We start from the raw sequence: 26211 nt of genomic DNA, 5'->3' as shown, positions 1-26211 counted from the left end.
GTTTATCGGACAGTCCCCTTGTCGTGAGGTTGTCCCCCTTCGGTGGACGTCCTTGATGGTCAGGCCTGGTGCCTGGCAGGGAGGATGTTCCTGTGGGAGCCAAACGGAAGAGGTACACGCCCGCGTACCGGCGTGATGCCGCGCATCTGGTGATCGACACCGGGCGCCCGATCGTCCACGTGGCGAAGGAGATCGGTGTCGGAGAAGCTCTGCTGGGTCGTTGGGTCGCGATCGAGAGGGCCAAGATGGACGACCCGCCCTCAGCACTGGATACCGATGAGCGGGCAGAGCTGGAGCGGTTGCGCCGTGAGGTGGCCGAGCTGCGGATGGACCGGGAGTTCCTGAAAAAAGCAGCCGCCTTCTTCGCGACCGAGAACCAGAACCGGTGAGGATGTTCGAGCTCATCGACGCGGAGAAGGCCGACTACGAGATCACCCGCATGGCCGAGCTGCTCGAGGTGTCCCGGTCGGGCTACTACGCCTGGCTGGCACGTCGCGAGGGGCCGCCGGGTCCCTCGGCTGTGCGACGGGCCCAGCTGGGCCAGAAGGTGCTGGCCGCCCACACGGCCTCCGACGGGGTCAACGGTGCGCCGCGGATCCTGGCCGACCTGCGCGCTGTCGGGGAGGTGGTCTCGCGCAAGACGGTCGCGAAACTCATGCGCGCCCACGGCATCGCCGGCATCAGCCCGGCCACCTGGCACCCGGTGACCACGGTCGCAGACGAGTCCGCGCACACGATCCCCGATCTGGTGGAGCGCGACTTCGATCGCGGCCGCCTCGATGCGGTGTGGACCTCGGACATCACCTATTTGCCCACCGATCAGGGATGGCTGTACTTGTGTGCGGTCCGCGACGGCTGCTCGCGGCGGGTGCTGGGCTGGGCGGTCGATGACCACCTGCGCACTGAGCTGGTCGAGACCGCGCTGCGCCGGGCAGTGACCCTGCGCCGGTGTGACACCACCGGAGTGATCTTCCACGCCGATCGCGGCTGCCAGTACACCTCCGCCCGGCTGGCCGAGGTCGCCGCCGAGCTGGACGTCAGGATCTCGGTCGGGCGGACCGGGGTGTGCTGGGACAACGCGCAGATCGAATCGTTCTGGTCGACGTTGAAGACCGAGTACTACCACCGGCGGAGATTCACGACCAAGGCCGCCGCCAAGCGCGGCGTCGGCGCCTGGATCGAGGCTACCTACAACCGGACCCGACGGCACTCGTCACTGGGCATGCTCAGCCCGGTAGCCTTCGAGCACCAGCTCATGAACCCCGCGGCAGAAGCCGCATAACTCGATGTCCACGAAACGGGGTCAACCCCAGCACCTTGGTGACAGCGAATGGATGGGATTTTTTTCCCTGCCTGAGAATCCTGATCAGGAGGTGCATGGCCTCCTGCGGGTACGTGACCACAAGCCCGTCTTGGTGGTGAGTGGGAAACTCGCCCCGTGGTCGCAGGGCCGCATCCCAGTGGTTCATGGCCTGCTAATGGGTCCCCCTCATTCGGTGACCCTTTTCGACGCGCACGTTATAAGACAGTCCAACTCTGAACTTGTTGACGAGAACGACGTGCCACTTGTGGAGCAGACTTGCCGCGTGGATTGGCTAGTCTACGGTGCGCTGCTCACGAATGAGGATCGCGTGACTCACGCGTTCGTGCATCTCAGTGGCCTGGACGCATGGGCACAAGCGCCAGTTGCGTCCCTTGAAAGCTCTCGTGACAATGCTGAGGAGCAGCAGGAACTCGATAACCTGGATGCGCCGGTGGCCGGCGCACTACCCGGAACTGTGCGCCTCACCTTTCCTGGTGAGCGACGATTGGAAGCTCACCAGGAGTCCGTCGTCAGGCGAACACAGCTGGAGTGGACAGGCCGCGAAGCGATGCCGCTAAGGCAAGTGACTCAGCACTTTGCCGTTCATCTTCAACAGTTCTTCTCATTAGTGCGCATGGACCGAGCCGTGATCGACCGGTACCAAGTGCTGATTGCCGGCAGGCCCGAGCAATCATTGAAAGTTGACGGTTGGATGGTTGAAGACCCCTTGGGGGATCAGCGTCATGACGGCATGGCCGCCCGAAGGGACGAGTCTGGGGTTCAGCCCATTGCCACCTGGTTGGAACGGCACTCAAGTTTAGGCCGAGCTCCTGGAACCATGGCTAGCATCCTCACCCGTGGCAAGTATGACGAACGGTTCGTGGACGCAGAGTTCACCACGATGGTCATGGCCCTGGAAGGGCTACATCGAAAGCTCTACCCGAAAAAGTCGGGTGATCTGACAAAGGCTCAAGCGAAGGAGGCTCGTCGCATCATCAGCGGCATCATCATGACGGCCAAGGAGGAGGGGGACTTTGACGACCTCATGGCTTCAATTCTGAAGGAACGTGTCTTCAACAGTCAGCTGAGTGAGCCCACACTCGATCAGCGCATCCAAGACATTCTGGACGACGTTCAGCCACTGGTGTCGATGATCTGCGGTACGGCGCCAGGAGCACAAGGCCTATGGAAAAAAGTGGTGAAGGGGTTGCGCAACAACTACGCGCATGGCTTGGAGAAGCAGACCGAGATCGCCCAAACCCGCGTGCTCGCTGCCTCGCTCACCGTTCTGGTAGCCGCCCGTTGCCTTACGCAAGTTGGGTACTCACCGGAGAGGTTGGCAGAGTCGATCCCCCACACCAAAGGTGGAGGCAACCTGGTGTATTGGGGAAAAACGCTGATGCCCAGCCTCTACGCCCCGGACGACTCCACCTCATCAGCAGATCAAGATGCACCTTCTGATGAAGAGACCCCGAGAGCAGAGGACTGAGCCTCTAATCGACGTCCTCCACCGAGGACACGTCCTTCTGCACTGAGTCAACTGAGGTTGTTGCGGCCGGAGGCTTAAGCAAGGCACGAACCTCAGCGGCCGACAGCTCCAAACGTTGGGCAATCTCCGACACCGTCACCCGCTCACCCTTCATGCCGGCCACCACGCGCACCTGATCCTCCTTGGCGCGCGCAGCCTCCTGCTCGGCCTTGGCGCGAAGCTCCGCGATCCGCTGCTCAGCCGTTTCCATGATCTGCTCGGCCTCACCCTGGGCGACGAAGAACTCCTCACCCAGTTCCAGCAACCGCTGCTCCCGAGCCATCGACTCCGCAGCCGCCCGGCGGGCCCGCTCGCGCGCCTCGGTCTTGGTCGCACTCTTACGCTGCGCCATCGTCCCTACTTCACATCAGCAACACCATTCCATCCCATTTAACACCAACCACGCCCTAACTGTCATAGACCAACTTCTCCACCCCGACCGTTCCGCCGGCCGAGCCGGCGGCGCGCGAGAGGGCGCCTGGCCGGCGGCAGTGTCGTGAGCTTTGGTGGGGGCTGTGGACCGCCTCCGAGATTCATCCTCCGGTCTCTCCACCGGACCCACAGCCCCCACCAAACCTCGTGCAGGTTGTCCACACGAACAGCACATGTGGACAACCTGGGTTCGCTTGCACCCAATCGACTGATCGTATGGACAGCTGATGCGCCGCGGTTCGTCCTCGTCCCTCGTCCTCCCTGGGCATCCCCTGCCCACAAGATCAGTCTCATGGGCACAACCGCGTCACTGTCGTGACGGACTATCTGGGTCGCTCCAGCCCAATGACTCGCAAGCTCGCATCGGACTTCCACGCCCTGTCAGATCGTCACACCTCTTGCATTGTTGATAACCGAGGCCGAACACGCGAGAATCAGCCCTGTGATGACCGTCCATAAGCTCAGCGCTGGGGATGGTTATGCCTACTACACGTCCGAGGTCGCCTCGGCTGATGAGCTGCGCGCTGAGGGGCGCGAGCTGGGCGATTACTACACCGTCGAGGGCATGCCCCCAGGGCAGTGGGTGGCCCATTCTGAGGCCCTATTGGGGGTCTCCGGGGAGGTCGCTGAGGCACAGATGGCGGCCCTGTTCGGGGAGGGTATCCACCCGGATGCGGACCGCATTCTGGCCGAGGGTGGCACCACGAAAGATGTGGCTTTGGGGCGGCCCTATCGCCGTTATGCCACGGCCAGCACGGAGCTGACCCGCCGCCTGGACGAGGAGACTGCTCGGCACGAGCGCACCACCGGTGCCGCCCCGAGTCGGGAGGAACGGCAGGCGATCCGCGGTCGCGTCGCGGGCCAGCTGTTCCGTGAGACGCACGGGCGCGATGTGCGGAACAAGGAGGAGTTGGGCCGTTTCATCACGGCTCAGACCACCCCGAAGCAGCAGACGGTGGCGGGTTATGACCTGGTGTTCTCTCCGGCCAAGTCGGTCTCCTTGCTCTGGGCCCTGGGCGGGGAGGAGGCCCGCAAAGCGGTCGAGGCCGCGCATAACGAGGCCATCGCGGAGACCCTGAGCTACCTGGAGCAAGAAGGTACGTACACCCGGCGCGGGTACAACGGGGTGCGCCAGATCGACGTGGAGGGCGGGTTGGTGGCCACCCAGTTCCGCCACTATGACTCCCGGAATGGGGACCCACAGCTGCACGATCACGTGGTCATTTCCAACAAGGTCTTGGGCGCTGACGGCCAGTGGTCGGCCTTGGACGGACGCACCCTGTACCGCATGGGTGTGGCCGCCTCGGAGACCTACAACGCGAAGGTGATGGAGAAGGTCACCGCGTCCCTGGGAGTTGCCGCGGTGCCGCGGATGGCCGGTGGGGACGAGCCGATTTACGAGATTGCCGGGGTGGACCTGGACGCGATCCACCACGCTTCCTCCCGCCGGGCCGACATTGCCGGGACCCTGGATCGGTTGCACGCGGAGTTCACCGACCGCCACGGTTACGCCCCCAATGCCAAGCAGAAGATCGCCCTGGCCCAGCAAGCCACCCTGGAGTCGAGGCCGGCGAAGAAGTCCGCGCGGCGCCTGTCCGAGCTGGTCGAGGAGTGGGGCAAGGAGTACCGCGAGCAGGTGAACATGCCCGTGGGAGAGGACCTGTTGGCCCACGTGCGGGCGGCCGCCACCGGGTTGCCGGCAGGCCCCGACGCCACCCAGATCAACGTGGCCGAGCACGCCCGCCTGGTGGTGCACGAGCTGTCCCAGAAGCGTTCCACCTGGAGCGTGAACCACGTCCACGCCCAGACCCGCCGGCACCTGAAAGAGACCATGATCGGGTACCCCGTGCCCGATGAGCTGGTGACCGCAGTCGTCAAAGAAGCCACCACCACGCACAGCCTGTCGGTCACCCCGCACGCCGATGTGCCGCGCCTGGCGGAGTTCACCCGCGCCGACGGCACCAGCCAGTTCATCCGTTCCGATGCCCACGTGTTCACCTCTCGGGAGGTGCTGGAGACCGAGCACCAGGTGCTCGCCTCCGCCCAGCGCACCGTCATCCCGGCCGTGTCCGCTCAGACCTTTGACGAGGTGCTGGCCGCCCACACCGGCCCGCTCAGTGAGGGGCAGGTGGCCCTCGCCCGGGCCTTCGCCACCGACGAGAAGCTGCTCTCCTTGGGCATCGGCCCGGCCGGTGCCGGCAAGACCACCAGCCTGTCCCTGGCCGCCGATGCCGTGCGCGCCACTGGCGGCAACGTCGTGGGCCTAGCCCCCACAGCGGCCGCGGCCGCCGTCATGTCCGAGGATATTAAGGCGCAGGCGACGACCATTGACGCCTTCCTGATCGCCCACCGCACCGGGCGCACCGGGACGGCCCAGCTGCATTCCGGGGACGTGGTGATCCTCGATGAGGTGGGCATGGTCACCACCCCGAAGCTGGCCGAGCTTGTGAGTGTGGCGGCCCGGCACGGGGCGGTGGTGCGCGCCATTGGGGATGACCGTCAGCTGGGGGCGATCGGCTCCGGTGGGGCGCTGCGGCTGCTGGATAACGAGGTGGGGGCGACCCGCCTGGAGGCCGTGCACCGCTTCCGCACCGAAGGTGAGGCGGCCGCGTCGCTGGCGCTGCGTGAGCCGCCGCCGGCCGGGGCCGACGTCCCGTGGGCCTGGTATCTGGAGAACCGCCGGGTGGTCGCCGGGGACACCGAGGCGATGACCGACACGGCACTGCGAGCCTGGATCAAGGACACCGAATCGGGTAAGCGGTCCCTGCTGATTGCGACTGACAACGCCACCGTGACCGAGCTGAACGCCCGGGCTCAGGCGGCGCGGATCGCCACCGGGGCACTGGACGCCACCGGGGAGTCGGTGGTGCTGCGCGACGGATTGACGGCCCACGCCGGGGACGTGGTGGTGACCCGCCGCAACGACCGGACCTTGCAGCTCAACGGCGGCCGGGACTTCGTGAAGAACAACGATGTGTGGACCATGGAGAAGGTCGGAGCCGACACCGCGACGCTGCGCCACACCGGTCACGGGGGCAAGATCACCCTGGACGCCGACTACCTGGCCCAGCACGGCCAGCTGGGTTACGCGGCGACCGTACACCGAGCCCAGGGCGCCACCGTGGACACCGCCCACGCCATCGTGGACTCCGCCACGGACCGGGCCGCCGCCTATGTGGCCGCCACCCGAGGGCGGGAAAGCAACCAGCTCTACGTCGCCCTGAACGAGGGGCAGTCAGGGGATGAGGTGCTGGAGGCGATCGCCGGGGCCTACGACCGGAACCTGTCGGCCCACGAGACGGTGGCGGCTGAGGCCATGCGTAATGGCGACGTCGCCACCCTGAGCGAGGTCTACCGCGAGACCGCCGACGCGGCCTGGACCGCCAAGACCCGTGCGATGGCCGTGGAGGTCATGGGCGCGGACAAGGCCGCGGACTTCACCGGAACCGAGGCATGGGGCGCGGTGGCCACCCACCTGCACACGGCCCAGCAGGCCGGCATGGACCCGGCCGAACTCCTGAACCGAGCAGTGCACCAGCGCGGCTTTGGCGGGGCCGAGGACCCGGCCGCCGTGCTCGCCTGGCGGCTGGAGCAACAGATCGAGGCAGCCCAGCGCGTCATCGACAACACCGACCGCCGGCCTCTGGGCAACCTCACCGACGAGCACCTGGAACGGCTGGCCCAGCGCGCGGCGGCCGCCCAGCACCCGCCCCAGGTCGAGGACCCACAATGGGCTTCACACCCTTACGCCTGGATGCCCTCCGCGCAGCTGGCTGAGGCGAAGGCCAGCGCGGAGGCTGAGAACCTGGCCCTGCCCCCGGAAATGTGGGACTCCACCACCTCCCTGCACCTGGACTGGGCCGCCCGCACGATGGGCGCTGAGCAAGAGCGCCGCGCGGGGCTGTCCCCGGAGCAGACGGCGGTGGAGCAGATCGCCCGGGGAGAGCGCACCCGCAACGACACCGGTGTGTCGATCGGGGAGGCGATTACCGCCGAGCAGCAGGTGCGCGCGGTGGCCGCCAAGACCCCCGCGCCGGCCCCGGTGGCGGACGGGCGGCGGGTCAGCGAGGACCTAGCCCCCACCCCGTTGATCACCGACGCCCAGGTGCCGGCCCAGTACCGGGAGCAGCTGGAGCGGCTGCGCACCCGCCTGGAGGAGCGCGTCATGGTGCGCGGCGCCGAACTGGCCGAGGCAGCCCCGGAGTGGACTGCGGCCCTGGGGCCGGTGCCGGCCAAGTCGACCAAGGCGGCCGAGTGGTACCAGGTGGCCGCTGAGGTTGAGACGTACCGGAACCGCTACAACGTCCCTGCCCATGAGACGGCGCTGATCCCTCCGGCCCACCAACAGGACCCGGCGGCGGCCGCGCTGATGGCGCGGGCCACCGCGCTGCACAAGCACTCCGCGCTCACCACCGCCGCACCGCAGACCCCGGAACAAATTCGGCAGACCGTCGATGAGGCGCACATGGCCGAGCGGGTGCGCACCACCCCGGCACCAGCTCAGGAGGCCGTGGAGACGCTACGCGCCACCCGCGGGCAGGCCGCCGACCCGCTGCCGGCACCGCAAGCCCGGGAGGCCGCCGTCACCGCGGCCGCCACGGCCCCGATAGCCGAGGAGACCCGGCGGGTGCTGACCAGAGAGGAGCTGATCGCCCACGTCGTGGCTCAGCACCGGGCCCAGACCCAGCAGGCCACCCCGGCCACCGAGGCGGCTGCCCCCTACGAGCCGGCGACCCCCTCACCGGAGCCGCAGAAAAAGGAGAGCCCCGTGTCCGAGAACGCCCAGAACGACGCCACCCGCCGCCAGCACACCGCCGGTATAGAGCAGAAGCAAGCTGAGCTGGCCAAGCGATACGCCGCCACGCGGCGCCCCGAGCAGGAGGCTCGCCGTCAGGAGAGTAAGGCGGCATCAGCCCGACGCGCTGCCGACAGCGCCCGCCGTGATGGCGGACGCAGCCTCTAAGCAATCACACCCACTGAGGGCAATCATTTCGGAGGCCCGCCAGGGCCGAGGAAATGTGCGGCAGCCCTTGTACGGGCATAGCAGTGGCCGGGGTTTGGGCCCCGGCCACCTTTAAGTGCTAGCCCGGCAGGGGTAAGGACAAGGCCGGGGGCGTTCCAACGCATTCACTCCAGGCCAGTTGAAACTCTTCCTGCTGGGCGACAGTAATATTCGTTCCCACATGGCTAGCGTCCGCCCGCACGTAAGCCACGTCCCATCCAGCATCAGCTAGGCAATCAGCAGCGTCCTGGTTAGAGCTTTCAACCGTGGCAGTTTCGTCGGAAGCCGGCGCGGACGGTGCAGCGCATCCTGCAAGGGCTCCAACAAGGACGAGCCCGGCCAGAAGGGCGCGGCTCCCTCTTCGAGACGGTCCCTCCAGCAGACGCTTGTTGTACTTCATCGCGGACCGCTGGCCTAGGAAACCGTCGGGGGCATTCTGTGAGCTGAAGCGCATGCCTTAGCCAATCACCTTCTCCGCGCTTGTGCCAAGAGCAACAGCCCAGGGGAAGAGGGCTCACCGTGGGAGCTGACGTCACCTGTACGCTAAATATGTGTGCAAAGGTACACGCTTTTCCCCCTCCCCCCGGATATTTAGGAAGTGGAATCAATGAAGACTCGACGCTCCTCAACGCTTCTGCTGAGTGGGCTGCTCCTTTTTGGAGGAATGTCCACAGCTACGGCATCTCCTGCGGTTTCCGAATCAGTTTCCGCAGAGCAATCCCCCATCACAATGAGCGAAGGGGCAACTACCGCCCCTGATGCTAAGGACCAGCAAGCCCTTGAAAAATTGAACTCCCTTAAGGGAAAGCAGTCCAAGGCACAAATCAAGAAGATTCTCAACTCCGGTCAGCCGGCTGATGTGCTCTACGATCCCGAGACCAATGAGTACCTTGCGGCGTACCACACCGAGCCTGTGATCACGCCGTTCCTGAGCATCGTTGGCCCGGGTTGCACCTCCAGCAGCGCGTGTCTCCGTAACACTAACAACACCCCCTTCGGTCTCGAAGGTACGGGTAGCTTGACTGTCAATCTCAGCAATATCACCAAGGTATCCGCAGGAAACTACAACACCGGAATTTACCGCACCAACGGAACCGGAGTTATCACTCGCGCATGGAACACTACTTACCTTTCCTCTGCAACCTATGTGCGAAGCGTCACTCGAACCCCTTAATGTATCCATAAAAGTAGGTGCCGGCATTAGGATTAATTCCGGCACCTACTTTTTTGCACCTTTATATTCATTTGCTTTATCAATTATTTGCGCGCTCCAAATGCAGATGAAGATATTTGATGGGGTCCCTGGCGCTGGGGGCCCTGCTTGCTGATTTTCCGTAGTAGATCCTCATATGAACCACATCAGACCACTTGGGCATCGGTTTGGAGGCCTGCCAGGGCCGAGGAAATGTGCGGCAGCCCTTGTCCGGGCACGGCAGTGGCCGGGGCCCTGGGAAGGAGGGACCCCGGCCACCGTGGGACAGCGCACGAGTGCCTGCCCCTTGGGAGGGCGCAGGCCGCCTACTGGGAAGGGATGGCGGCCTGCCCCCCGGTCTATGTGGTCACCATGACCAGTCGCTAGGGGGTTGCTCGCAGGCCAGCGTCCGGCGCGTTCCGCGTTCGGTGTGGGAGACCCCGCACTCCCCGAAGGGGCCGTTGCGGGCGAACAGCACCTTGGCGTGAGCGTCGAAGTGATCAACCCACCACGAGGACATGCCCCCATCGGTCAGGCGGATCAGCCATTCCTCATGGAGGGCGCGCAACCGCTTGACGGCCTCGGGGTGGGCCCACCACTGGGAGCACCAGTGCATGTTGGCGGAGCGGTCCACGGACTCCATATCGGCCATCGTGGCCTGGACCCACTCGATGAAATCCTCCACGGTGGGCTGGTTCTCGGCCGTCTCTTCTACTTGATCGGTCATCGCCGCTGTCCTTCCGTGATCCGCTCCAGCACCGGGTTGATCCGAGCTGTCAGGTCCTTGTCCTCAAACCACCGCACGGTGGCCACGATGGTGCCGCCCCCGGTGGAGGTCTTCACCCAGGCGTGCCCGGCCGGCAGCTCGGCCAGCTTGGAGACGGGCATGATGTCGCGCTGCTGCGTCTGCACCGACCGGGAAGCTACCCCGCGGGAGGTGGAGGTGCTGCGCACCTTCGCCTCATAGGTGCCGATGAGCTTGCGCAGCGACTCCAGGAACTCCGTGTCGTCGGAGCCACCGCCGTAGACCTTCACCGCGGCCGCCGACCAGAGGGTGTCCCATCCGGTGCGGGCGAGCATGTCCACGCCCTGTCCCTTGGTCTGGAAGTAGGCGGAAACCACGATGCCCATGGACCCGAAGAAGGAGTACCACTCGGGCAGCTGCTTGAGTTTGACCACGTTGCCGACCTCATCGAGGTCGGCCACCAGCGGCACCGGCAGCCGGCCCCCAGCCCGGCGGGCCGCCTGCTGGGCGGCGGTGACCACCGCATAGACCAGCGTCGAGACGAACGCCGCCCCGGAGCCGGCCGCGTCCTGGGTGAGCAGGATCAGGGTGTCCTGGCTGGTGATGAACCGGTGCGGGTTGAACACCGGCACCCCTGGGGTCGGAGTGGTCCAGGCCAACAGCTCGTCATGCACCAGGGCTGAGGACATGCGCTGGGCACTGGCTGCCACCGACCCGCGGGTGTCATCGGGCTGAGCCCCCATGCCCTGCAACGCCGAAGCAGGGCCGGCGTGGCCGGCCTGTTTGAGAGCCCGAGCCGGTTCCAGGAACTCGGCCGAGGAGACCCAGGTCAGCACGTCCGAGAGCGTCTTACCGCTCTTGGCGGCCGCCAGCAGGCACCAGGAGAGGTAGTCCCGACCCTGGGAGTCGAACTGCGGATCACCCTTGCCACCGGCCGAGCCAGAGGCGGAAGCCGTCTCAAAGATTGAGGCCACCTCCCCGGCAGACACCGTATCGGTGACGGTGGCCAGCAGGTTGAAGATCATCCCCGGGCGGGAGCTGTCGCGCCAGATGCGCTGCGGGTCGAACAGCCACACGGTGCTGCCCGGCGTGGTGCGGGCGGCCAGAACCTCGGCCACCCCGTCCACCTTGTTCGAGGTCATCACGAACGCCCCCGGCGCCTCGACGGCGTGCCGGATCACCTGAGAGGTGGTCTTGCCGCGCCCGGTGCCCCACACATGGGCGGAGCACTCCCGCCACCCTTGATAGACCGGGTTCTTACCCACCAGCCCGATCGTCAGCCCCGGACCAATCTCTGGAGCATCAGGGTGGAGCCGGTAGGCCTCCGTGGTGCGAGCCGCAGCCATCGCCGGGTTGATCCGACCCGGAGGGCTCATCCGCCGTGCGGCCTCCTGGGTCTTGGACGGGGTGCGGGTGCCCCAGATCATCAGCGCGGCCACACCCACCACGACCTCCAGGCCCACGAGGAAGGTGGCGGCCATCGGCCAGTCCACCGCCCCGGTGGCCACCTCGATGCCCAAGGTAAACGGGTTCCAGGGCAGGTCTCCGGCCACCGGGGTCAACACGTCGCCCAGGTGGACGAGGGCCACTGCGACCATCACGGCTGCGAACAGGATCAGGATGCCGATGAAGCTCTTGTTCTGGTCGTTGGTGCTCATGCGTTCACCCGGGCCTGTGCGGCCGCCCAGGCGGCATTGGTGTCGTGGACCCGCAGTTCCCCGGCAGTGAGGTTGGTCTGGAACGGCACCCCGGGAGCCTCCCCGGTTTTGAGCATGAACCGGCCCCGCCCCGGGGGCGGGGAGGTGCGCCCGGTCTTGGGGTTGACCGAACCCTCAGCGGACCAGGCCACCAGCAGCGCTTTCTCCTGTTCGGAGAGCGGGAAGACGGTCTCCAGCATCCCCATCTCGTTCTGCGCCAGCCCACCCAGGACCTTCATGGAGGACCGCTCCATGAACCCGGTAGCGATCTTCGTCAGCTCCTCCGTGGACAGCTGGAGGTCTTTCATGGAGTGGGTGATCAGCAGCTGCCCCAGGCCCTTGGTGCGGTTCAGGCGGGTGATGCCGTCGATCTGGTGCACCAGCAGCTCCGAGGCCCGCAGGGCCTGCCAGAGCTCGTCCATGATCATCAGGTGGTGGCGCTCCTCCATCAGCCCCGCCTCAGCCAGAGTCTTGGCCGCCGATATCCCGGCCTGAGCGTAGGACCAGCACACGATCTGCACGGCGGCCCGCAGGTCCAGCAGGGTCTCGTCGATGGCGGAGAGGTCGAAGTCCACCGACTGGTCGATCTGCATCTCCTCACTGGTCTGCCGGCAGAACACGTCCCCGAACGGGCCGTGCGCCCCCAGGGCGTTGAGGCCGGCCAGCAGGTTGCGCACTTGCCCCCGATAGGAGGTCTCGTCATCGACCAGGATCGCGGCCATGATCGCCGGCCGCGCAGCCGTGATCACGTCCACCACGTCTTGGATGATCGGCTGTCGGCCTTGGGTCTCGGCGTGTTCGGCGGCCTCGGTGATCGCCATCGACAGCACCGTGGGCTCCTGCTGGCGGGCATCCAAGGGTGCCTTGAACACCAGCTCCAGCAACCCGGTCAGAGCGTTGAGGCGGCGGCTGTGGATCTCCGCGCGCATCTGCCGCTGCAACGCCTCGGGCAGCTCACCCAGCCGGCGCCACAACGGCCCCGCGTCCAGGGGATTGATCGACCCGACACCGGGGGCGACCCGGATGACCTGCCCGCCGACTTCGACGGTGAGCCCGGCCAGGTCCGGCTTCACATCACTGGCCCCGACGAACAAGAACCCCTGGTCCACCAGGGCCAGGGCCATGCGCACGGCCACCGAGGACTTCCCTCGGGCCTGGAGGCCGAGGATGAAGCAGGAGGGGGAGGAGATGATCCCGCGCAGGAACAGGTTGATCGGGTCCCCGCAGACCACCGAGCCGTTGAGCTGGTTACGCCCCAGCACCGCCCCGACCAGGGGCGAGGAGGTGCCCACGGCGAAGGGCCACAGCCCGGCCGTCTGGTTGGAGGTGGCGGTGAACTCCGGGGGTGCTTCCACCCAGGAGGTCATCCCACCGTGGGCGACGTCTACGCCCTTCTCCGTGAGCTCCCGAAACTGCCCGGTGCCGGCGGCGGTGGAGCGGCCGAAGAACTTGTTGAGGATCGCATCGGTGAGCTGGTCGAAAACAGACATCACAGCGCCTTTCGCACATCAGCCGGAATCGTGGCCACGGCATCCGGGACCACACCCAGACCGAGGTTGAACGCGAACGCGGCATCGTCGTTGTAATCGCACTCCCGCAGCCCCAGCTGCACGCCTTGGGAAGCGTTGCGCCGCAACGTGGCCGCCACCCGGGGCAGCTGCTCGACCCGCTCGACGGTGGCGGTCACGACGATCGAGAACCGCACCAGCGACGCCCCCTCGGCCTGCTCCCGCTCGGCCTTGCGCGCCTTTTCCAGGGCGATGATCTGAGAGCTGGTGGGCCGGCGGTTCTTCTGATTCGCCGCGAACTGCGCATTGGTCAACGACTGCTGCACCTGGGTAGCGGACTTGTCCGCGGACTGCGGGCGGTAGAACACCGTCACCCGCTTCTGCACCATCTCGGAGTTCGGCGCCAGCAGGGCCACCAGGGCGTTCTCCCGGAACGTGCCGGCCGGCGGGCGCCACATCTGCCAGGACTTCGACACCACCCCACCGTGCTCATAGCGGCCCGGGGATCCCACCACGCGGGCGGCCGAGGGGCCGACCTCCTCCCAGCGCAAACCGGTGCCGGCCTCCGAGAGGCGGGCCTTCTCCACGGCCGCAGCCGCCAGCGGGTTGTAGGCCAGGTAGGTCTGGTCGATGAGGTCGTGTTCCTGCATCAGGGACACCGACCCGGCCCCGGCCTGCTCCAGCTGCTCCAGGAACCCGCTCAGCAGTGAGGACACGTCCGTGGCCAGCTCCTCGGCGGTGCGCTCGGGCACGCCCTCCCCCTCGTTGGCCCGGGCGCTGAAGGTCAGGGCGATCCACTGCTCCAGTTTGGGTACGTCCTGGTTGAGGTTGGCCACCACCTCATCCATCGTCGCCCGGGCGAAGGCCGGCACCGCCTGGGACCCCGCCTGGGCCCGACCCACGGCCACCGCATCGGGCAGCCGCTCCCCCGGGTCGGTGGTGGACTGGGTGGTGACGGAGACCTGCACCAGTTCCGTGTTGGAGCCGGCATCACGTTGGAACGCGGCCCAGGTGCCCACCATCCGGTCCACCCGGTCCTGATCCAGCAAACCCAGCCCGGAGGAGTTGGCGATCACGAACACCGTGCCGGTCTTCAACTTCGGGTGCCACAACATCACGCCCCGGTGGCCAAACAGGTCGGTGAAGGTCACCGGCTCGGTCGCCGCCAGCACCCCGGGGGCCCGGAACGAACCGTCCGGGAGCTGTGAAGTCGGACCGGCCTTGTACGTGGTGCGCTGCTTCTTCTCGGCCCGGGAGAACATGGACCGGGCGATCCAGCGCTCCGGCTTGGACCGGCCGTTGCGGTCCTTGGAGCCAAGCACGGTGGCCACGATGAACGCCGCCACCGCGATGCCGGCGGCCACCCAAATCTGGGAGGCCATGATGAACAAGAACACCAGCACCGACCCCACACCGAGGACCACGGTGGAGGCCATCGAGAACCCCAACAGCCCGGCCGTCTTGTCCTCCGCGATGTTGCCGTACTGCCGCACGATCACCTGGTTGCTACTCACAGATCCTCACCACTTTCTAGTGCGTGCTCAGCGTCCCGGACGACTTCCCGCAGCCCGAATTCCAGTCGTTGGCCGTTGATCAACGGTTTCTTTGCCCCCGTGGCCGAGGACCCTTCCCCGGCCGGGTGCCCGACCGCTGCGGCACCATTGGCCGGAGCCACCGGCTCGGCACCGGCTGGCCCAGCCGCCTCGGACGCCCCACCGGCCGCTGCCGGGGACGAGCTCGAGGTCTGCACCTGCTCCGCCCCCGAGGCCCCGCCCGTGCCGGCGGTACTGCTCGGGGCAGCACCCGTGCTGGGGGTCTGGACGTTCTCCGCACCCGAGGCCCCGCCCGTGCCGGTGGCGGCAGCACTGCTCGGGGCAGCACCCGTGCTGGCGCTCTGGACGTTCTCCGCACCCGAGGCCCCACCAGTCGTGGTCCCCGGCGCGGACGTGGCAGCTGCACCGGCCGTGGTGCTCTCCACGTTCTCCGCGCCAGCCGGTCCACCGGCCGGGGCAGACCCACCAGCACCAGCCGATCCCGGGGCTCCGGCCGTACTGGAGGCACCACCTCCAGCGCCAGAACCGGCCCCAGCACCCGTGGCGCTGGCCCCGGAAGCACCGGCAGCCCCACCCGAGGCGCCGCCAGCTCCAGCACCGGCAGCACCAGTACCGGCAGCACCAGCTCCGCCGGCACCAGCCCCAGCAGCTCCGGCAGCGCCACCGGCAGCACCCGCAGCGCCACCGGCCCCGGCAGCTCCAGCGCCGGCGGCCCCGGCCCCGGCAGCAGCCCCGGCGGCCAGCGTGCCGACACCAGCGGTCACCGCACCGATGGCCAGTGCCCCGCCGACCATCGCCAGTCCACCAGCGCCCATGCCACGGGGGCCGGCGCTGACGGCCGGGACCAGGACGCGGACCAGAGCGGGCATCGCGAAGCAGGCCGAGAAAATGACCACGGTGCCGGTGAGCAAGGAAATGATCTTGTTGGAGACCTCATCGCCGCCGGTGCCGTCGATCCCGTTCATCAAGGCCAAGCCGAAGCCGTAGATCACCGCAGCCCCGGGCTTGAAAAGGATCATCGCCAGCAACCAGCCCACCGCTTTGTCGAAGGACTTTTGCCCCTTCTGCGTAGTGGAGGCCGCAGCGAAGATCGGCAGCAACCCGCACAGCGCCCCGGCCACCCCGTAGGAGAAAATCACCAGGGCCGCGTTGAGGATCGCCCCCAGCAGCGCGAACGGAGTCAGGAACAGCAGAATCCCAGCGGTCGGCAACGCCATCCCCGCGCCCACCATCCCGCTCAGGCCCATCGACTGGCCCAGCCCGTCCCGGGCCGCGTTACCGGCAATGGTGTCCACCAGCCACGGGGCCACCTCATCGGTGACCGCCAAAGACAGCGCGACCATCGACACCGCCAGTCCGGAGACCACCACGGTGCGGATCAGCCCCATCACCAGGTTCTCGGCCGACTCCCGGTTGTGGTCCCGGGCGATGCGCAGCACGGCGAAAGCCGTGCCGATGATGCCGGCAACCCCGACGAACGTCGTGGTGGCGGTCTGCACCCGCTCGGTGGCCGATCCGGCGCCCATCTCGGGGGCACCGATGTTCAGCCACCAGGTGCCGACCAGATCGAGCATCGTGGTGAACACCTCGATCAGCCACCCGGCCATGAACAGGATCAGCTTTTCCACCGTGTCCCCGGCGATGCTGCCGGCGACATCCTTGATGACGTCCATCAGCTCTTGGGCCCCCACTCCACGTAGGACTGACCCTGGTACTGGTCCGAGGTCATCAGCTCCGTGCCCGAGGCCGGGTCCAGCTTCCAGTCCCCGTCCTCCCACACCACATCGGCCTGCACAGCCACCTTGGTCGTCAGACCGTTGTCCGAGGGCAGGGAGTAGATCAGCTGGTAGGACGCCGCTTCGTCGGTGTAGTGATCTTGGGAGTAGCCGATCAGCGTCGTGGACGCCGAGGCGGACCCGTCATCGCCTTCTTCCACGCCGTCACGGATGCGCTGGGCCTTCTCCTCCAACCGGTCCCGGTTGGGTCCCTCAGCAATGCCCACCTCGACGTTCTTAGCGGCTTCCTCGCTCACGGACGGGTCCAAGGCCATCGCGTAGGTCGCCGCGGCCATCAGCGCCCCGGCCTCTGAATGGGCGTAGCCGACCCGCAGCCCCGAGTCCCGTCGCTCACAGCCGCCGAACTCGTCGGAGGAGGGCACCATGTTGTAGCCGGCGGCCACCCAGTCCAGGACCTCGGGGGCCTCATCGGCCACCGAGGAGGTGTCGGTGCTCAGTTGCGCCTGGCAGTCCCAGGCGAAGTCCTTCCCCAGCTGGGGGATAGCCGCCTCGGCTGCACCCTGGGTGGGGGCAGTCGAAGCAGTGGGCGCGGTGGGTGCCTCTGCCTCGTTGGGGGCGGTCAGGTCCCGAATGATCCACCCGGCCACCCCGACCAGCAGCAGGACCAGGGCGATCAGGGCCGGGCCGAACCAGCGGGGGCGGGTCCGGGTTGCGTCGTTGTTGTTGTTGTCCATCGGGGGGTCTCCCTGTCGTTGCGGTGCCGGGTGAGGAACGGGGGCCGGCTCAGCCGCCGGTGATCATGTTCCAGATCGCCCCGGCCGCCCCGAGCAGGGCAGCGGCGACCAGCGGCCACACCGGGGCCTCGACCTCATCGCCACGGCGGCGGTTCCGCCCGGCGGTGACGAGCCCGAAGATGAAGTAGACGAACAGCACCAGCCCGGCGGCCCAGAGGATCCAGCCGAGGATCATGGTCACGTTCTCCATGCCCGGGGGCTGGGTGGGGGTGGCGTTGATGGCCGGGATCATCAGGGCGTTGAGGGTGTTGGTCAGCATTGGGGGGGTTCCTTTCTCAGTGCCCGGTCTGGGCGATTTTGTGGATCTTCCGCAGCACGGTTTTCAGCCGGGTGCTGGAGGGGGCGGGGGTGACGCCGACCTCGCGCCAGGACGGTTCGTAGGGGACGGTCATGGCCACCGGGAACATGCGCGCCACACTGCGGGCGTAGGTCAGGGTGGGTTTGGTGATCCGGTTCTTGGGCCGGTCGTGGACGATGACCAGCCCGACCAGCTCATAGGGCAGCTGCCCCGTGGCGGACATGCGCGCCAGCTGGGCGGCCGCCTCCAAGGAGGTCGCACTGGTGGAGCACACCAACAAGGCACGTCCTGCCCATTCCGGCTCCTGCACGGCCGCGTCCACGATGGACTCGGAGCACAGCCCGGCCAGGGTGGAGGTGCCCACCCCACCGGAGGCCCCGACCAGCCATAACGTGGCCGGGGCGACCTCCACCGGGGCGGCTTCCTCCTCCTCGGGGACCGCTTCCTGGGCCAAGGTCTGCTGGAGGTTCTGGGGGCCGCGGATGGAGCCCCGGGTCCCGAGGATCGGGTCCTCCTCCATCGGGTCCTCCTCCACCACCTCGGGGGCGGCCACGAAGGGGTTGCGGGGGCTGTCCACGATCACAGGCCCTCCCGCACGGCCGCCCCGGCCCGGAGCCAGGCCCGGCGGGTGGCCGGGGTCATCGCGGTGAACCGCACCCGCCCCTCCACCAGGCCTGCGTCATAGGGGATCGTGGCCACCGCCCGCACGTAGGGGGCGAACTCCTCAGCCAGTTCCTTGGCCTTGGTCTTCTGGTGGCCGGGCTCGCAGCACAGCACCACCACCACCGCATTCCGGGCGAGGCCCTGGGCGTGGGTGTCGCCGGCGTGCAGGGCGGCCAGGACCCGGGAGGCGCCCTCGGCGGCGTCATCAACGGACTTCACCGGGATCACGACCTGATCGGCGTGACCGATCATCGCCTGCCAGTTCGCCCCGCGTTCGGTGTTGCCCGAATCCATCACGATCGCCCGGTAATACTTCGCGGCCACCGCGTGCAGCCGGTCCACCTCATCACCGGTGACCATGTGCCGCTCCTGGTCCCCGGAACGGTCATCGGAGCGCAGCACGTCATAGCGATCCGCCGGCTGGTGGTGGACGTACCCGGACAGGTCCCCCACCCGGGCGTCCGAGGTCATGAAGTGCTCAGTACGCCCCAGCAGATCGACCACGGTGGAGGTGTGCCCGGCGTCGAAGGTGCGCCACCCCAGCGACCCCAGGGAGTTGTTGTTGTCCCAAGCCAGCACCCCGCCACCGGACAGCCGGGCGAACACCGCGGACAGGCAGATCACCGTCGGCGTCTTGCCAGCCCCGCCCTTGGGGTTCAGGACCGCGATCGTGCGCGGGCCCGGCCAGTGGGCCGAGACCGCGGCCTCGTCCTGCCGCTGGCTCAGCTCAGCGGCCGATGGCGCCAGGCTCAGGCCCAACTGGTTCAGTGCCCCGCGCCATCCGTGCTGGGCCGGGGCGTCCACCTCGGGGCGGTCCACGAAGGACGGCAGCGACTCCCGCCGGCTACCAGCCGCCGCGGGCTCCGCCGGGCGGGCCGTGGACGGGCGGCCGCCGAGGAACGGATTAGGGGCCGTGGACGTCGCAGCCACCAGGGCCACAGCCTGGTCCTCCTCAGCCGCAGCAGCCACCGGGGCCGTCTCCACCGATGACGGCTCCACCGAAGGCACCGGCTCAGGGGACTCGACCGGGGCGGCCGCAGGCGCCGCCGTGGCTACGGACTCAGCCGGGGCCTGCATGGTGGCCGGTGCCGCACTCTCCTGCCGGGAGGTGCCATCGGCACCGACCAGGAAGGTGTGGGACCCAGCAGGGTCCTCGATGTGCAGCTGCATGTCCTGGCTCGTCTGCTCCGCCAGGGTCTTGGCCGTGGCCATCACGGCCCGGCGGGCATCGCCCACAGAGGAGTGGGTCTCCTGGGTCGCCTCCCCGTCAGTGTCCAGGTGCACGGCACCGGTGGAGTCGATCGTGGCGGTTATTCTCATCAGGGGGTCTCCTTGGCAGTAGGGGAAGGGCTCGCCGTCGGTGACGTGCTGGCAGTTGGCGAAGGGCTGGCTGTGGGGGTGGGGCCGGACACGAGGAGGGCGTAGAGGGAGCCATCGGTGGCACCGGCCACCCGGGTCATCGCCATTCCGTTGTCCGTGATGACGTCGGGCACCGCCGTCTGGTCAGCCCGGGTGGTGGCCTCGGTCTGCCCGTCGCGGTTGACCTGAGCCTGCTCACCGTTGTCGGTGACCCAGGCGTAGCCGGCGGCCAGCGTGCCTTGGCCATCGAGGCGGTGGGCGGTGGTGGTTTCCACATCGACCAGCACCGTCGAGGCCAACAGCAGCCCGTGGACCCGATCGACCTGCACCGTGGATGTGGTGATCTGGGCACCGTCGAGCTCGCGCATCGCGACCTGCTTCACCGCAGTCGCATCGGTGGCTTCATCGACGTCGTAGAACCCGACGAGCGTCTGCTTCCCGTCCTTCCACGCGGCCACCACTCGGCCGTCCACGCTGCCGAGGATGCCGGTCAGTTCGGCGCCCTTGGCCGGGGCCTGCAGGGTCGCGGGCTTGGGCAGGGCCGCGGAGTCGGTGCCGACCCGCCACACCTTCCCTGCCTTGGCATCAGCGGCGATCAGGTCCGCTCCCTGAGCCTCCAGGGGCTTGGCGGCCGCCGGCACCACCCGCGAGACGGTGGACCCGTCCGCACCAACCAGCAAGGACTTCTTGGTGGGCAGATCCAGCCGGGGCACCGTGCCACCGTCCAGGACCACGGTGGCCTCACGCGGCACCTGAACCCGGATCGGCTCGGGTGAGTCCGGGGTGAACAGCACCAGCTCTTTGCCCGTGGCGGCCGCCAGGCGGGTCTGCCCGTCCACGGTGAACAGCCCCAGCTGGGTCACGGTGAACGGAGTAGCACGGCTCCACTGCTCCACCCCGGTGTCGGGGTCGTGGCCGATGAGCTTGGCCCCGTCCACACTCACGGGCCGGCCCTCCCAGTCCAGGACCGCTCTCACCTGGGACCCGGACATGGGGGTGGCCCAGGCACCGTAGGTGTCCCATCCGGCCGGGGCCGGCACCGGCAGCTGGGCCGGGGGCGGGGTGTGCACCACCGCCACCGGCTCCCCGTCGCCCTCGGTGAGGTTCATCGCCACCGAGGCCCCGGCGGTGAGGGCCAGGACCCCGACGCTTCCCCAGATCGCCAGGGCCCGGCGCTGGTTGCCGCCCTTGGGCCGGGGCGCACGGCCGGCTGTGGTGCTGCCCGCCCGCCGCTTTCCGGGCCCCGATGCAGGGGCGGCCGAGGGGGCGTCGTACTCCTCCAGGGTGCCGAGTTCGGCGTCTACGACCATCTCAAACATGGACCCGTCCTCGGTGTGACCCTGCACCCGGCACGCCTTCAACCCGAGTCGCCGGCACGCCTCGGTGGCCGCATCGGCGGCGACCTCGTGCGCGGTGGCAGCGTCGAGCACCGGATAGGTCAGCACCTCCCCGTTGGCCTCGGCCACGATCTGCTCGGCCCCGAAGGTCAGGGTGATCACCGGCCAGGTGTGCACGGCCGGGCTCACGAGGTAGCCCCCCCGCCGGGCAACTCGTGGGACTGGTGGCCCACGACTTCCCAGGCCCCGGAGTGCTTTTCCAGGTAGATCGTCACGTGCCGGGTGCCGGTGCCCTCGGCCGGTTCCCCGTTGCGGCTGGCCCACCGCCAGGTCACCTTGTACGCCCGCACCGCTTTATCGTCAGCGACGTCGCGGGTCGTGTCCCCGATCGCCGGCACCGCCTGAGCGCGGCTGTAGGCCCCGTGCGAGGCGGGGTCCAGCCACGCCCCCTGGGAGGCGTTGCGTTCGGGCTCGATCTGCTGGGCCGCCCACTCGTCCGACATGAGCGGCTTGGTGCGGATCGCCGCGGCCGTCTCGGTGCGGTCCACCACGGTGTCCCAGGAGTGCAGCAGAATGGCGGCCGCCCGGGCGGTGGAGTCCACGTCGGTGCGGTCCACGTCCTCAACGGCCGGGAACGTCCCATCCCCAGGAACCTGAGGGGTGGGGAAGCTGCGGGTCGTCGGCCAGTCGGCCGGGAACGAGCTGGCCGAGGCCGTTGCACTAGAGGAGGCGGACGTCTCCTGAGCTGGCTCAGCAGAGCAGGCAGCCAAAGGCAGGGCGCACAGGGCCAGGGCAGTGATCAGGTGGGGGTGGCGGCTCATTGGGGCCACGCTCCTTTCTCGCGCAGGATCGGCTCAGGGTCGATGTTGAAGCCCTGATAGGGGAAAGCCACGTCGGGGGCATTGGGCTTGTAAATCTCGATGTGCAGGTGCGTGGACATACCGAACTGTCCCCGGTTGCCTTCCACACCGATCACGTCGCCGCGGGTGAGCTTCTGGCCCTTCTTCACACCCCAGGAGTTCAAGTGGCAGAAGGCGAGCCCGAAATCGGGGTCGTCGTCGTTGTCGACCTTGGCGATCACGCACCCATCGGTGTCGTTGAAGCCAGTGATCCGTAGATCGGTCGGGGCGATCACCGGCCCCCCGGGGCTGGAGCCGGCACCGGGAGTGGCGAAGTCCACGCCCACGTGGTTCTGCGCCCACCCGGGCAGCCCCGGCACGTTGCGGCGCCCGTAGCCGGAAGTGAACTTGCCCCCGGGCAGCGGTGCGGTCCACTCCCCCTCCCCCAGGTCCCCGTCCCAGGCCTTGCCCCCGGTGGGGGCTTCACAGCCGGCGGAGAACTCGATCTGACCGCCGTCGAGAATCGTCTCCACGTATCGCTGCGTTTCCGCGAACGGCGGCACACCCTTGTGCTGGGCGACCGCGCCGGGGCCAGCGTTGTAGGCAGCCAGGGTCAGACGCACCAGCTGGTCCGCGTCGTCACCGGCCAGGGACTGCACCTCATTGCGCAGCGCTGCCATGTAGCGCCCATAGGCCGGGATCGCGTCCTCGGGATCAGTCACGTCCCCGCCCTCCCCGTACTGGGCCCAGGTCTCGGGCATGAATTGGGCGATGCCCTGGGCCCCGGCGGAGCTGCCGGCGTTCGGGTTCCAGTTGGACTCCTGCTTGATCTGGGCGGCCGCGACACTTGCAGGGAGTCCGGCCGTCCTGGCGGCCTCCTCCACCAGCGGGCCCCAGCCGTTGGGGACGTTGAACACCCCGTCCTCGAGGTCCTCGTTGGAGACGACCGCGGCAGGGACGCACCCGCCACTGGCCGACGCTTGCATGTCCGCCACCAGAGCGAGACCGGCCACACCCACGACGGGCACAGCCATCGCCATTACCCCGCCCAGCGCCAGGACGGCGATAACTAGAGTGGGTGAACCGTGGGACTCCTCGTCTTCCACCCGTCACCTCCCTTTCGAGCGCCAATCGGTTTGGCTGTTTTATGCAGCTATAAAAGTTGTAGCACGTCTTGGCTGTGTAAGGCGATCAAAACACGTTCGGCTCGTGGCGGTATGGGCCTCTGAGCTGAGGCGCGATGTCATTTGCGTGTGAGGTGTTGCGGGTGCGACACAATGAATCCCGTGCCGTCCGTAGTTCGCCCCGCAGGTCAGCCTGATCTTGTTGCCGAAGCCGCCAAGGTGTTCGGCAACACCGTCCGGCTGTCGATCATCAATGCCCTCCGGCAGGGTCCGGCGCTACGTGCGGAACTGGTGGAACGAACGGGCCTCCCGGCCAAGACTCTCGGTGCGCAGTTGGCCGAGCTGCAGGCCATGGATGCCGTGAAGGCGGAGGCGCAGCAGAGCCGTGGCCGGCCGATGCTGTACTACGCCAACCACGCCCGGCTCGAGAATCTGCTGTCTGCTCTCACGCGGTATGTCCTGGCAGATGTGCAGGGTGCGGGTGCGGAGACGCACATCGAGCCTCACTGAGGTCTTCCCATGCCGGAGCGCCCTTTCGAATCCGTGTTGAACATGTTCAACACGGATCCTACGGGTAGTCTGTCTCGGCCTCAAATGCTGAGCGGTCTATCGCTCGTGCTGGTCCTTCTCAATGACCTCGAGGATCGCCTGGAGGCCTTCGGGATCGATCTGACCGAGGGCCCGGGCGGCGAAGTTGCGGACCTCGGCCCGCCGGAGGGCGCGGACCGTGTGGAGTTCTTGCTCAACCTGCTGAGGGAGCGGCCCGTCCTCCTGGACGAGGTATCTCGGGTCCACCCCGAACACTTCCCCCAGCGCCCGGAGCAGTTTCTCGTCGGGACGCACCCGGATGTCGGCTGTTTTCAGGTAATGCCATTTCGTCCGTGAAATGGCCACGCCGCGGTCTTTGAGGCCCTGCTGGATCGTGGTGAAGTCGTAGGACTCGCCGGCTTCGGTGCGTAGGGTATCCAACAGCAGGTTGATCTTGTCGGCTAAGATCTGGGCTGAGCGTTCCCGGTTGGCGTCCCCCACGTGGTTTCTCCTCATGTCACGATCCAGGCGTAGATGCTGCCCAGGAAGGCCAACCCGTAGATGAAGCCTGAAATCACCTGCGGACCAGTGTGGTCCTGGAGTCGGATGCGGCTCCAGCACACCGCCAGGCCCACCGGAACAAACAGCAGCCCGACAACACCCCAGGATGTTGTCAGGGCAACAATAGTTCCGCCCATCATCATGCCGTGACCGGAGATCTTCCACCACGGACTCACCACAGCAATCACCAGCCCGGCCAGGAACGTGGCCACGAGCAGCGCCACGATCTCGATCGGTCCCTGCAGCAGGATCGCCGCCGTGAGGTAGCTGAGGACCAGCACCAGCACCCCGGCCATCACCGGTCGGCGGTGCTCCTTCACGCTCACGTGGTGGTCGGTGAGCACCCCTCGGCGCACCAGCAGGAGGACCACGGCCAGCGGAACCCCGCACACGATCAGGGCCGCGCTGATTCCCCACCACAGCGAGGCCGCAGATGGGTTCGCCCCCCAGGGCAGCGCGATGAGCAGCGCCGCCAGCAGCACCGGAGGCTGGAAGGCTTCCGTGGCGGTTCTCTCCCAGCGGGGGACGACGATCGAGGTGCTCATGATGTGAGTTCAAATCTCCTCTCGGCGGCCTGCAGGGCACACCGTTGCTTTTCCGACAGGACCGCGTTTTCGGCCCGCAGGGCGTCTTCGACGGCAATGACGGCACTGTAGAGAACCGTCTGGGGATCAGCCGACAGAGCGCTGGACCAGCCCGGAGGGCGTCCACCAGGGCTCCACCGGTCCGCGCCGAGTTGGGCCCACACCGGGGCGATCCTCAGGATGTCCATGCGCAGACCCATCTTCAGGCGCCGGCCTTGGGCGTAGAGACCCAGCCACGCCACGGCCAAGCACACCAGCACGGCCCCGGGCAGGAAGACCGGGCCGAACGAGGCCCGCAGGGCCACAGCTACAGCATCCCACGTGCCTGAATACCCGAGGACTGCGTAGCCGGCCTCGAGCGTGCAGCCGAGCACGAGCAGAGAACCTCCCACACCCAGGCCGAGCAGCCCCGGCCACAGGAGGCGGTCGTGCCCCGGCTGGCGCAGGGTGAGTTCCCGGAAGGCGACACGGGCAACATCGGCGGCGTTCCAGGCTCCCATCACCATGATGAGCAGCGTGTAGACCAGGGTGCCGCCCTGGGCAAGGTGGTCCGGAATGAACGCTCCCGAGGTCGGGCCCCGGTCGATCGAGAAGAACGCTGCCGTCAGTCCCAGCAGCAAGGCGCTACCGATGGCGGCCTCCCGCAATGTCCGCGACCGGCTCCAGTCCCGGCGTTGCAGGGACTGGACGAGGGCCGCCCGCAGGCACCATACGGCGCTGAGTGCGAGCAGGTTGCGCATCAGGTGGAAGATGTTCTCCCCGCCCAGCCACGCATCCACGGTCCGTTCGGGAATCATGACCCCGTTGGCCGAGAAGGCCAGCGCCGCCAACGCCGTACCCACCCACACGAAGTCCACTCGATGTCGCCGCGCCACTCGTGGCAGACGAACGACCACTGCCACGGCGGCGAAGAGGAACGCCACGGCCTTGAGCAGACTCAACACCGCTCCGAGGCTCATCAGAAGGCCTCAAGCAGAGGATCCACCTGCTGGATCAGCCGGGCGGCCAACCTCGTGGCGGCGTTCTCTGCCGCGATCTCCTGGGCCGTCCAGGTCGAGGACCGGCCGAGAAGGGTCTTGATCCGCCGGGAGCCCCCGATGTGTGCGAAGGCGTTCCCCAGCGTCAGCTCGCATCCACCGTGCATGAGGAGGATGTGTCCGTACTCGTGCAGGATCACGTGCCGGCGCAGCAGCTCGCTCTCTCCGGCAGCATGGAAGATCCAGGACCGCTCAGCCTTTTCCAACCACAGCCCCGTGACGTCCTGACCCAACCCCGCCGGCGCTGGCTCGATGTGGATGGGCTTGCCGTGCCGACGCTGCACCTCCAGATGAAGACCCTCCCAGGTGAGATGATCCGGCAGCTCAGCCAGCACATCGGAGTCGGAACGGGAAACAGTTCCCCCTAGCCAAGACATACCCTCCAGGCTAC

At 67.6% G+C, this 26211-nt stretch carries 22 protein-coding genes; 5 read left to right on the top strand and 17 right to left on the bottom strand.

The window, feature by feature from the left end; translation table 11 throughout:
* Positions 1-92: 92 nt before the first annotated feature.
* Positions 93-1282, top strand: a protein-coding gene (locus ABL57_RS04420; protein ID WP_136341198.1) for an IS3 family transposase whose coding sequence is annotated in 2 segments (ribosomal slippage) — positions 93-345 and positions 345-1282 — 1191 coding nt in all. Because the reading frame shifts where the segments join, the coding sequence is not laid out codon by codon here.
* A 4-nt stretch (positions 1283-1286) separates the two neighbouring features.
* Positions 1287-2792 (top strand): HEPN domain-containing protein, encoded by a 1506-nt coding sequence (locus ABL57_RS21660; protein ID WP_152683281.1) that lies wholly within the window; start codon positions 1287-1289, stop codon positions 2790-2792.
* A gap of 4 nt (positions 2793-2796) precedes the next feature.
* Here ABL57_RS21660 and ABL57_RS04410 read toward each other — a convergent pair whose 3' ends face one another.
* A complete protein-coding gene (locus ABL57_RS04410) occupies positions 2797-3183 on the bottom strand; it encodes a hypothetical protein (RefSeq protein ID WP_047802233.1) in 387 nt (128 codons plus the stop codon).
* Between the two features lie 525 nt (positions 3184-3708).
* Between ABL57_RS04410 and mobF the strand changes: the two genes are divergently transcribed.
* Positions 3709-8226, top strand: coding sequence for a MobF family relaxase (gene mobF, locus ABL57_RS04405; RefSeq protein WP_152683280.1), 4518 nt, complete (start codon positions 3709-3711; stop codon positions 8224-8226).
* A 646-nt stretch (positions 8227-8872) separates the two neighbouring features.
* Positions 8873-9439, top strand: a complete 567-nt coding sequence (locus ABL57_RS21655) for a hypothetical protein (RefSeq protein WP_152683279.1) — start codon at positions 8873-8875, stop codon at positions 9437-9439.
* Between the two features lie 385 nt (positions 9440-9824).
* On the opposite strand, the gene ABL57_RS04395 is transcribed toward ABL57_RS21655, so the two are convergent.
* The 12 genes from ABL57_RS04395 to ABL57_RS04340 all read right to left on the bottom strand — a co-directional run bounded on the left by ABL57_RS04395 (position 9825) and on the right by ABL57_RS04340 (position 23092).
* Positions 9825-10184, bottom strand: coding sequence for a DUF4913 domain-containing protein (locus ABL57_RS04395; protein WP_047802232.1), 360 nt, complete (start codon positions 10182-10184; stop codon positions 9825-9827).
* Positions 10181-11860: a type IV secretory system conjugative DNA transfer family protein gene (locus ABL57_RS04390; protein ID WP_053004736.1), complete on the bottom strand. Its 1680-nt coding sequence runs from the start codon at positions 11858-11860 to the stop codon at positions 10181-10183. The genes ABL57_RS04395 and ABL57_RS04390 overlap by 4 nt, the downstream gene beginning before the upstream one ends.
* Positions 11857-13389 carry a hypothetical protein gene (locus ABL57_RS04385; protein WP_053004735.1) on the bottom strand — a complete coding sequence of 511 codons (1533 nt, stop codon included), beginning with the start codon at positions 13387-13389 and terminating at the stop codon, positions 11857-11859. The genes ABL57_RS04390 and ABL57_RS04385 overlap by 4 nt, the downstream gene beginning before the upstream one ends.
* On the bottom strand, positions 13389-14921 hold the full coding sequence (locus tag ABL57_RS04380; RefSeq protein ID WP_152683278.1) for an SCO6880 family protein: 1533 nt from the start codon (positions 14919-14921) through the stop codon (positions 13389-13391). Before ABL57_RS04380 ends, ABL57_RS04385 begins: the two co-directional genes overlap by 1 nt.
* Entirely contained in the window at positions 14918-16633 is a 1716-nt protein-coding gene (locus tag ABL57_RS21650; protein WP_152683277.1) for a hypothetical protein, read from the bottom strand. The genes ABL57_RS04380 and ABL57_RS21650 overlap by 4 nt, the downstream gene beginning before the upstream one ends.
* Complete coding sequence (locus ABL57_RS04370) at positions 16633-17430, bottom strand: hypothetical protein (protein ID WP_047802230.1); 798 nt, start codon at positions 17428-17430, stop codon at positions 16633-16635. Before ABL57_RS04370 ends, ABL57_RS21650 begins: the two co-directional genes overlap by 1 nt.
* 49 nt (positions 17431-17479) lie before the next feature.
* Positions 17480-17749 carry a hypothetical protein gene (locus ABL57_RS04365; protein WP_035930757.1) on the bottom strand — a complete coding sequence of 90 codons (270 nt, stop codon included), beginning with the start codon at positions 17747-17749 and terminating at the stop codon, positions 17480-17482.
* 16 nt (positions 17750-17765) lie between these two features.
* Positions 17766-18371 carry a DUF6668 family protein gene (locus ABL57_RS20565; protein ID WP_053004733.1) on the bottom strand — a complete coding sequence of 202 codons (606 nt, stop codon included), beginning with the start codon at positions 18369-18371 and terminating at the stop codon, positions 17766-17768.
* Positions 18368-19771 carry an AAA family ATPase gene (locus tag ABL57_RS04355; protein WP_047802229.1) on the bottom strand — a complete coding sequence of 468 codons (1404 nt, stop codon included), beginning with the start codon at positions 19769-19771 and terminating at the stop codon, positions 18368-18370. Before ABL57_RS04355 ends, ABL57_RS20565 begins: the two co-directional genes overlap by 4 nt.
* On the bottom strand, positions 19771-21336 hold the full coding sequence (locus tag ABL57_RS04350; RefSeq protein WP_047802228.1) for a hypothetical protein: 1566 nt from the start codon (positions 21334-21336) through the stop codon (positions 19771-19773). The genes ABL57_RS04355 and ABL57_RS04350 overlap by 1 nt, the downstream gene beginning before the upstream one ends.
* Positions 21333-21764 (bottom strand): hypothetical protein, encoded by a 432-nt coding sequence (locus ABL57_RS04345; protein ID WP_238985975.1) that lies wholly within the window; start codon positions 21762-21764, stop codon positions 21333-21335. Before ABL57_RS04345 ends, ABL57_RS04350 begins: the two co-directional genes overlap by 4 nt.
* A gap of 200 nt (positions 21765-21964) precedes the next feature.
* Positions 21965-23092, bottom strand: a complete 1128-nt coding sequence (locus ABL57_RS04340; protein WP_053004732.1) for a transglycosylase SLT domain-containing protein — start codon at positions 23090-23092, stop codon at positions 21965-21967.
* Positions 23093-23272: 180 nt separating this feature from the next.
* Here ABL57_RS04340 and ABL57_RS04335 point away from each other — a divergent pair, with 180 nt between their 5' ends.
* Positions 23273-23620: a helix-turn-helix transcriptional regulator gene (locus ABL57_RS04335; RefSeq protein WP_152683276.1), complete on the top strand. Its 348-nt coding sequence runs from the start codon at positions 23273-23275 to the stop codon at positions 23618-23620.
* Positions 23621-23716: 96 nt separating this feature from the next.
* Here ABL57_RS04335 and ABL57_RS22880 read toward each other — a convergent pair whose 3' ends face one another.
* The 4 genes from ABL57_RS22880 to ABL57_RS04315 are packed head-to-tail and all read right to left on the bottom strand — an operon-like array spanning position 23717 to position 26155.
* Positions 23717-24139 carry a hypothetical protein gene (locus ABL57_RS22880; protein WP_047802225.1) on the bottom strand — a complete coding sequence of 141 codons (423 nt, stop codon included), beginning with the start codon at positions 24137-24139 and terminating at the stop codon, positions 23717-23719.
* 11 nt (positions 24140-24150) lie between these two features.
* Positions 24151-24744, bottom strand: coding sequence for a hypothetical protein (locus tag ABL57_RS04325; protein ID WP_047802224.1), 594 nt, complete (start codon positions 24742-24744; stop codon positions 24151-24153).
* The gene (locus tag ABL57_RS04320) at positions 24741-25742 is read right to left on the bottom strand and encodes a hypothetical protein (RefSeq protein ID WP_047802223.1); all 1002 of its coding nucleotides are present in this window, start codon (positions 25740-25742) and stop codon (positions 24741-24743) included. The genes ABL57_RS04325 and ABL57_RS04320 overlap by 4 nt, the downstream gene beginning before the upstream one ends.
* Entirely contained in the window at positions 25742-26155 is a 414-nt protein-coding gene (locus ABL57_RS04315) for a hypothetical protein (protein ID WP_047802222.1), read from the bottom strand. The genes ABL57_RS04320 and ABL57_RS04315 overlap by 1 nt, the downstream gene beginning before the upstream one ends.
* Positions 26156-26211 lie beyond the last annotated feature (56 nt).

This window comes from Kocuria sp. SM24M-10 (assembly GCF_001027955.1).
Lineage (GTDB): Bacteria > Actinomycetota > Actinomycetes > Actinomycetales > Micrococcaceae > Kocuria > Kocuria oceani.
The sequence above is the reverse complement of the archived record's forward strand: the minus strand, read 5'-3'. Positions and strand labels throughout refer to the sequence as shown.

Excerpts from the sequence above, each read along its gene's own strand:
- ABL57_RS21660 (WP_152683281.1), top strand. The coding sequence starts at position 1,287 with ATGTCCACGAAACGGGGTCAACCCCAGCACCTTGGTGACAGCGAATGG.
- ABL57_RS04410 (WP_047802233.1), bottom strand. The coding sequence starts at position 3,183 with ATGGCGCAGCGTAAGAGTGCGACCAAGACCGAGGCGCGCGAGCGGGCC.
- mobF (WP_152683280.1), top strand. The coding sequence starts at position 3,709 with ATGACCGTCCATAAGCTCAGCGCTGGGGATGGTTATGCCTACTACACG.
- ABL57_RS21655 (WP_152683279.1), top strand. The coding sequence starts at position 8,873 with ATGAAGACTCGACGCTCCTCAACGCTTCTGCTGAGTGGGCTGCTCCTT.
- ABL57_RS04395 (WP_047802232.1), bottom strand. The coding sequence starts at position 10,184 with ATGACCGATCAAGTAGAAGAGACGGCCGAGAACCAGCCCACCGTGGAG.
- ABL57_RS04390 (WP_053004736.1), bottom strand. The coding sequence starts at position 11,860 with ATGAGCACCAACGACCAGAACAAGAGCTTCATCGGCATCCTGATCCTG.
- ABL57_RS04385 (WP_053004735.1), bottom strand. The coding sequence starts at position 13,389 with ATGTCTGTTTTCGACCAGCTCACCGATGCGATCCTCAACAAGTTCTTC.
- ABL57_RS21650 (WP_152683277.1), bottom strand. The coding sequence starts at position 16,633 with ATGGACGTCATCAAGGATGTCGCCGGCAGCATCGCCGGGGACACGGTG.
- ABL57_RS04370 (WP_047802230.1), bottom strand. The coding sequence starts at position 17,430 with ATGGACAACAACAACAACGACGCAACCCGGACCCGCCCCCGCTGGTTC.
- ABL57_RS04365 (WP_035930757.1), bottom strand. The coding sequence starts at position 17,749 with ATGCTGACCAACACCCTCAACGCCCTGATGATCCCGGCCATCAACGCC.
- ABL57_RS04355 (WP_047802229.1), bottom strand. The coding sequence starts at position 19,771 with ATGAGAATAACCGCCACGATCGACTCCACCGGTGCCGTGCACCTGGAC.
- ABL57_RS04325 (WP_047802224.1), bottom strand. The coding sequence starts at position 24,744 with ATGAGCACCTCGATCGTCGTCCCCCGCTGGGAGAGAACCGCCACGGAA.
- ABL57_RS04320 (WP_047802223.1), bottom strand. The coding sequence starts at position 25,742 with ATGAGCCTCGGAGCGGTGTTGAGTCTGCTCAAGGCCGTGGCGTTCCTC.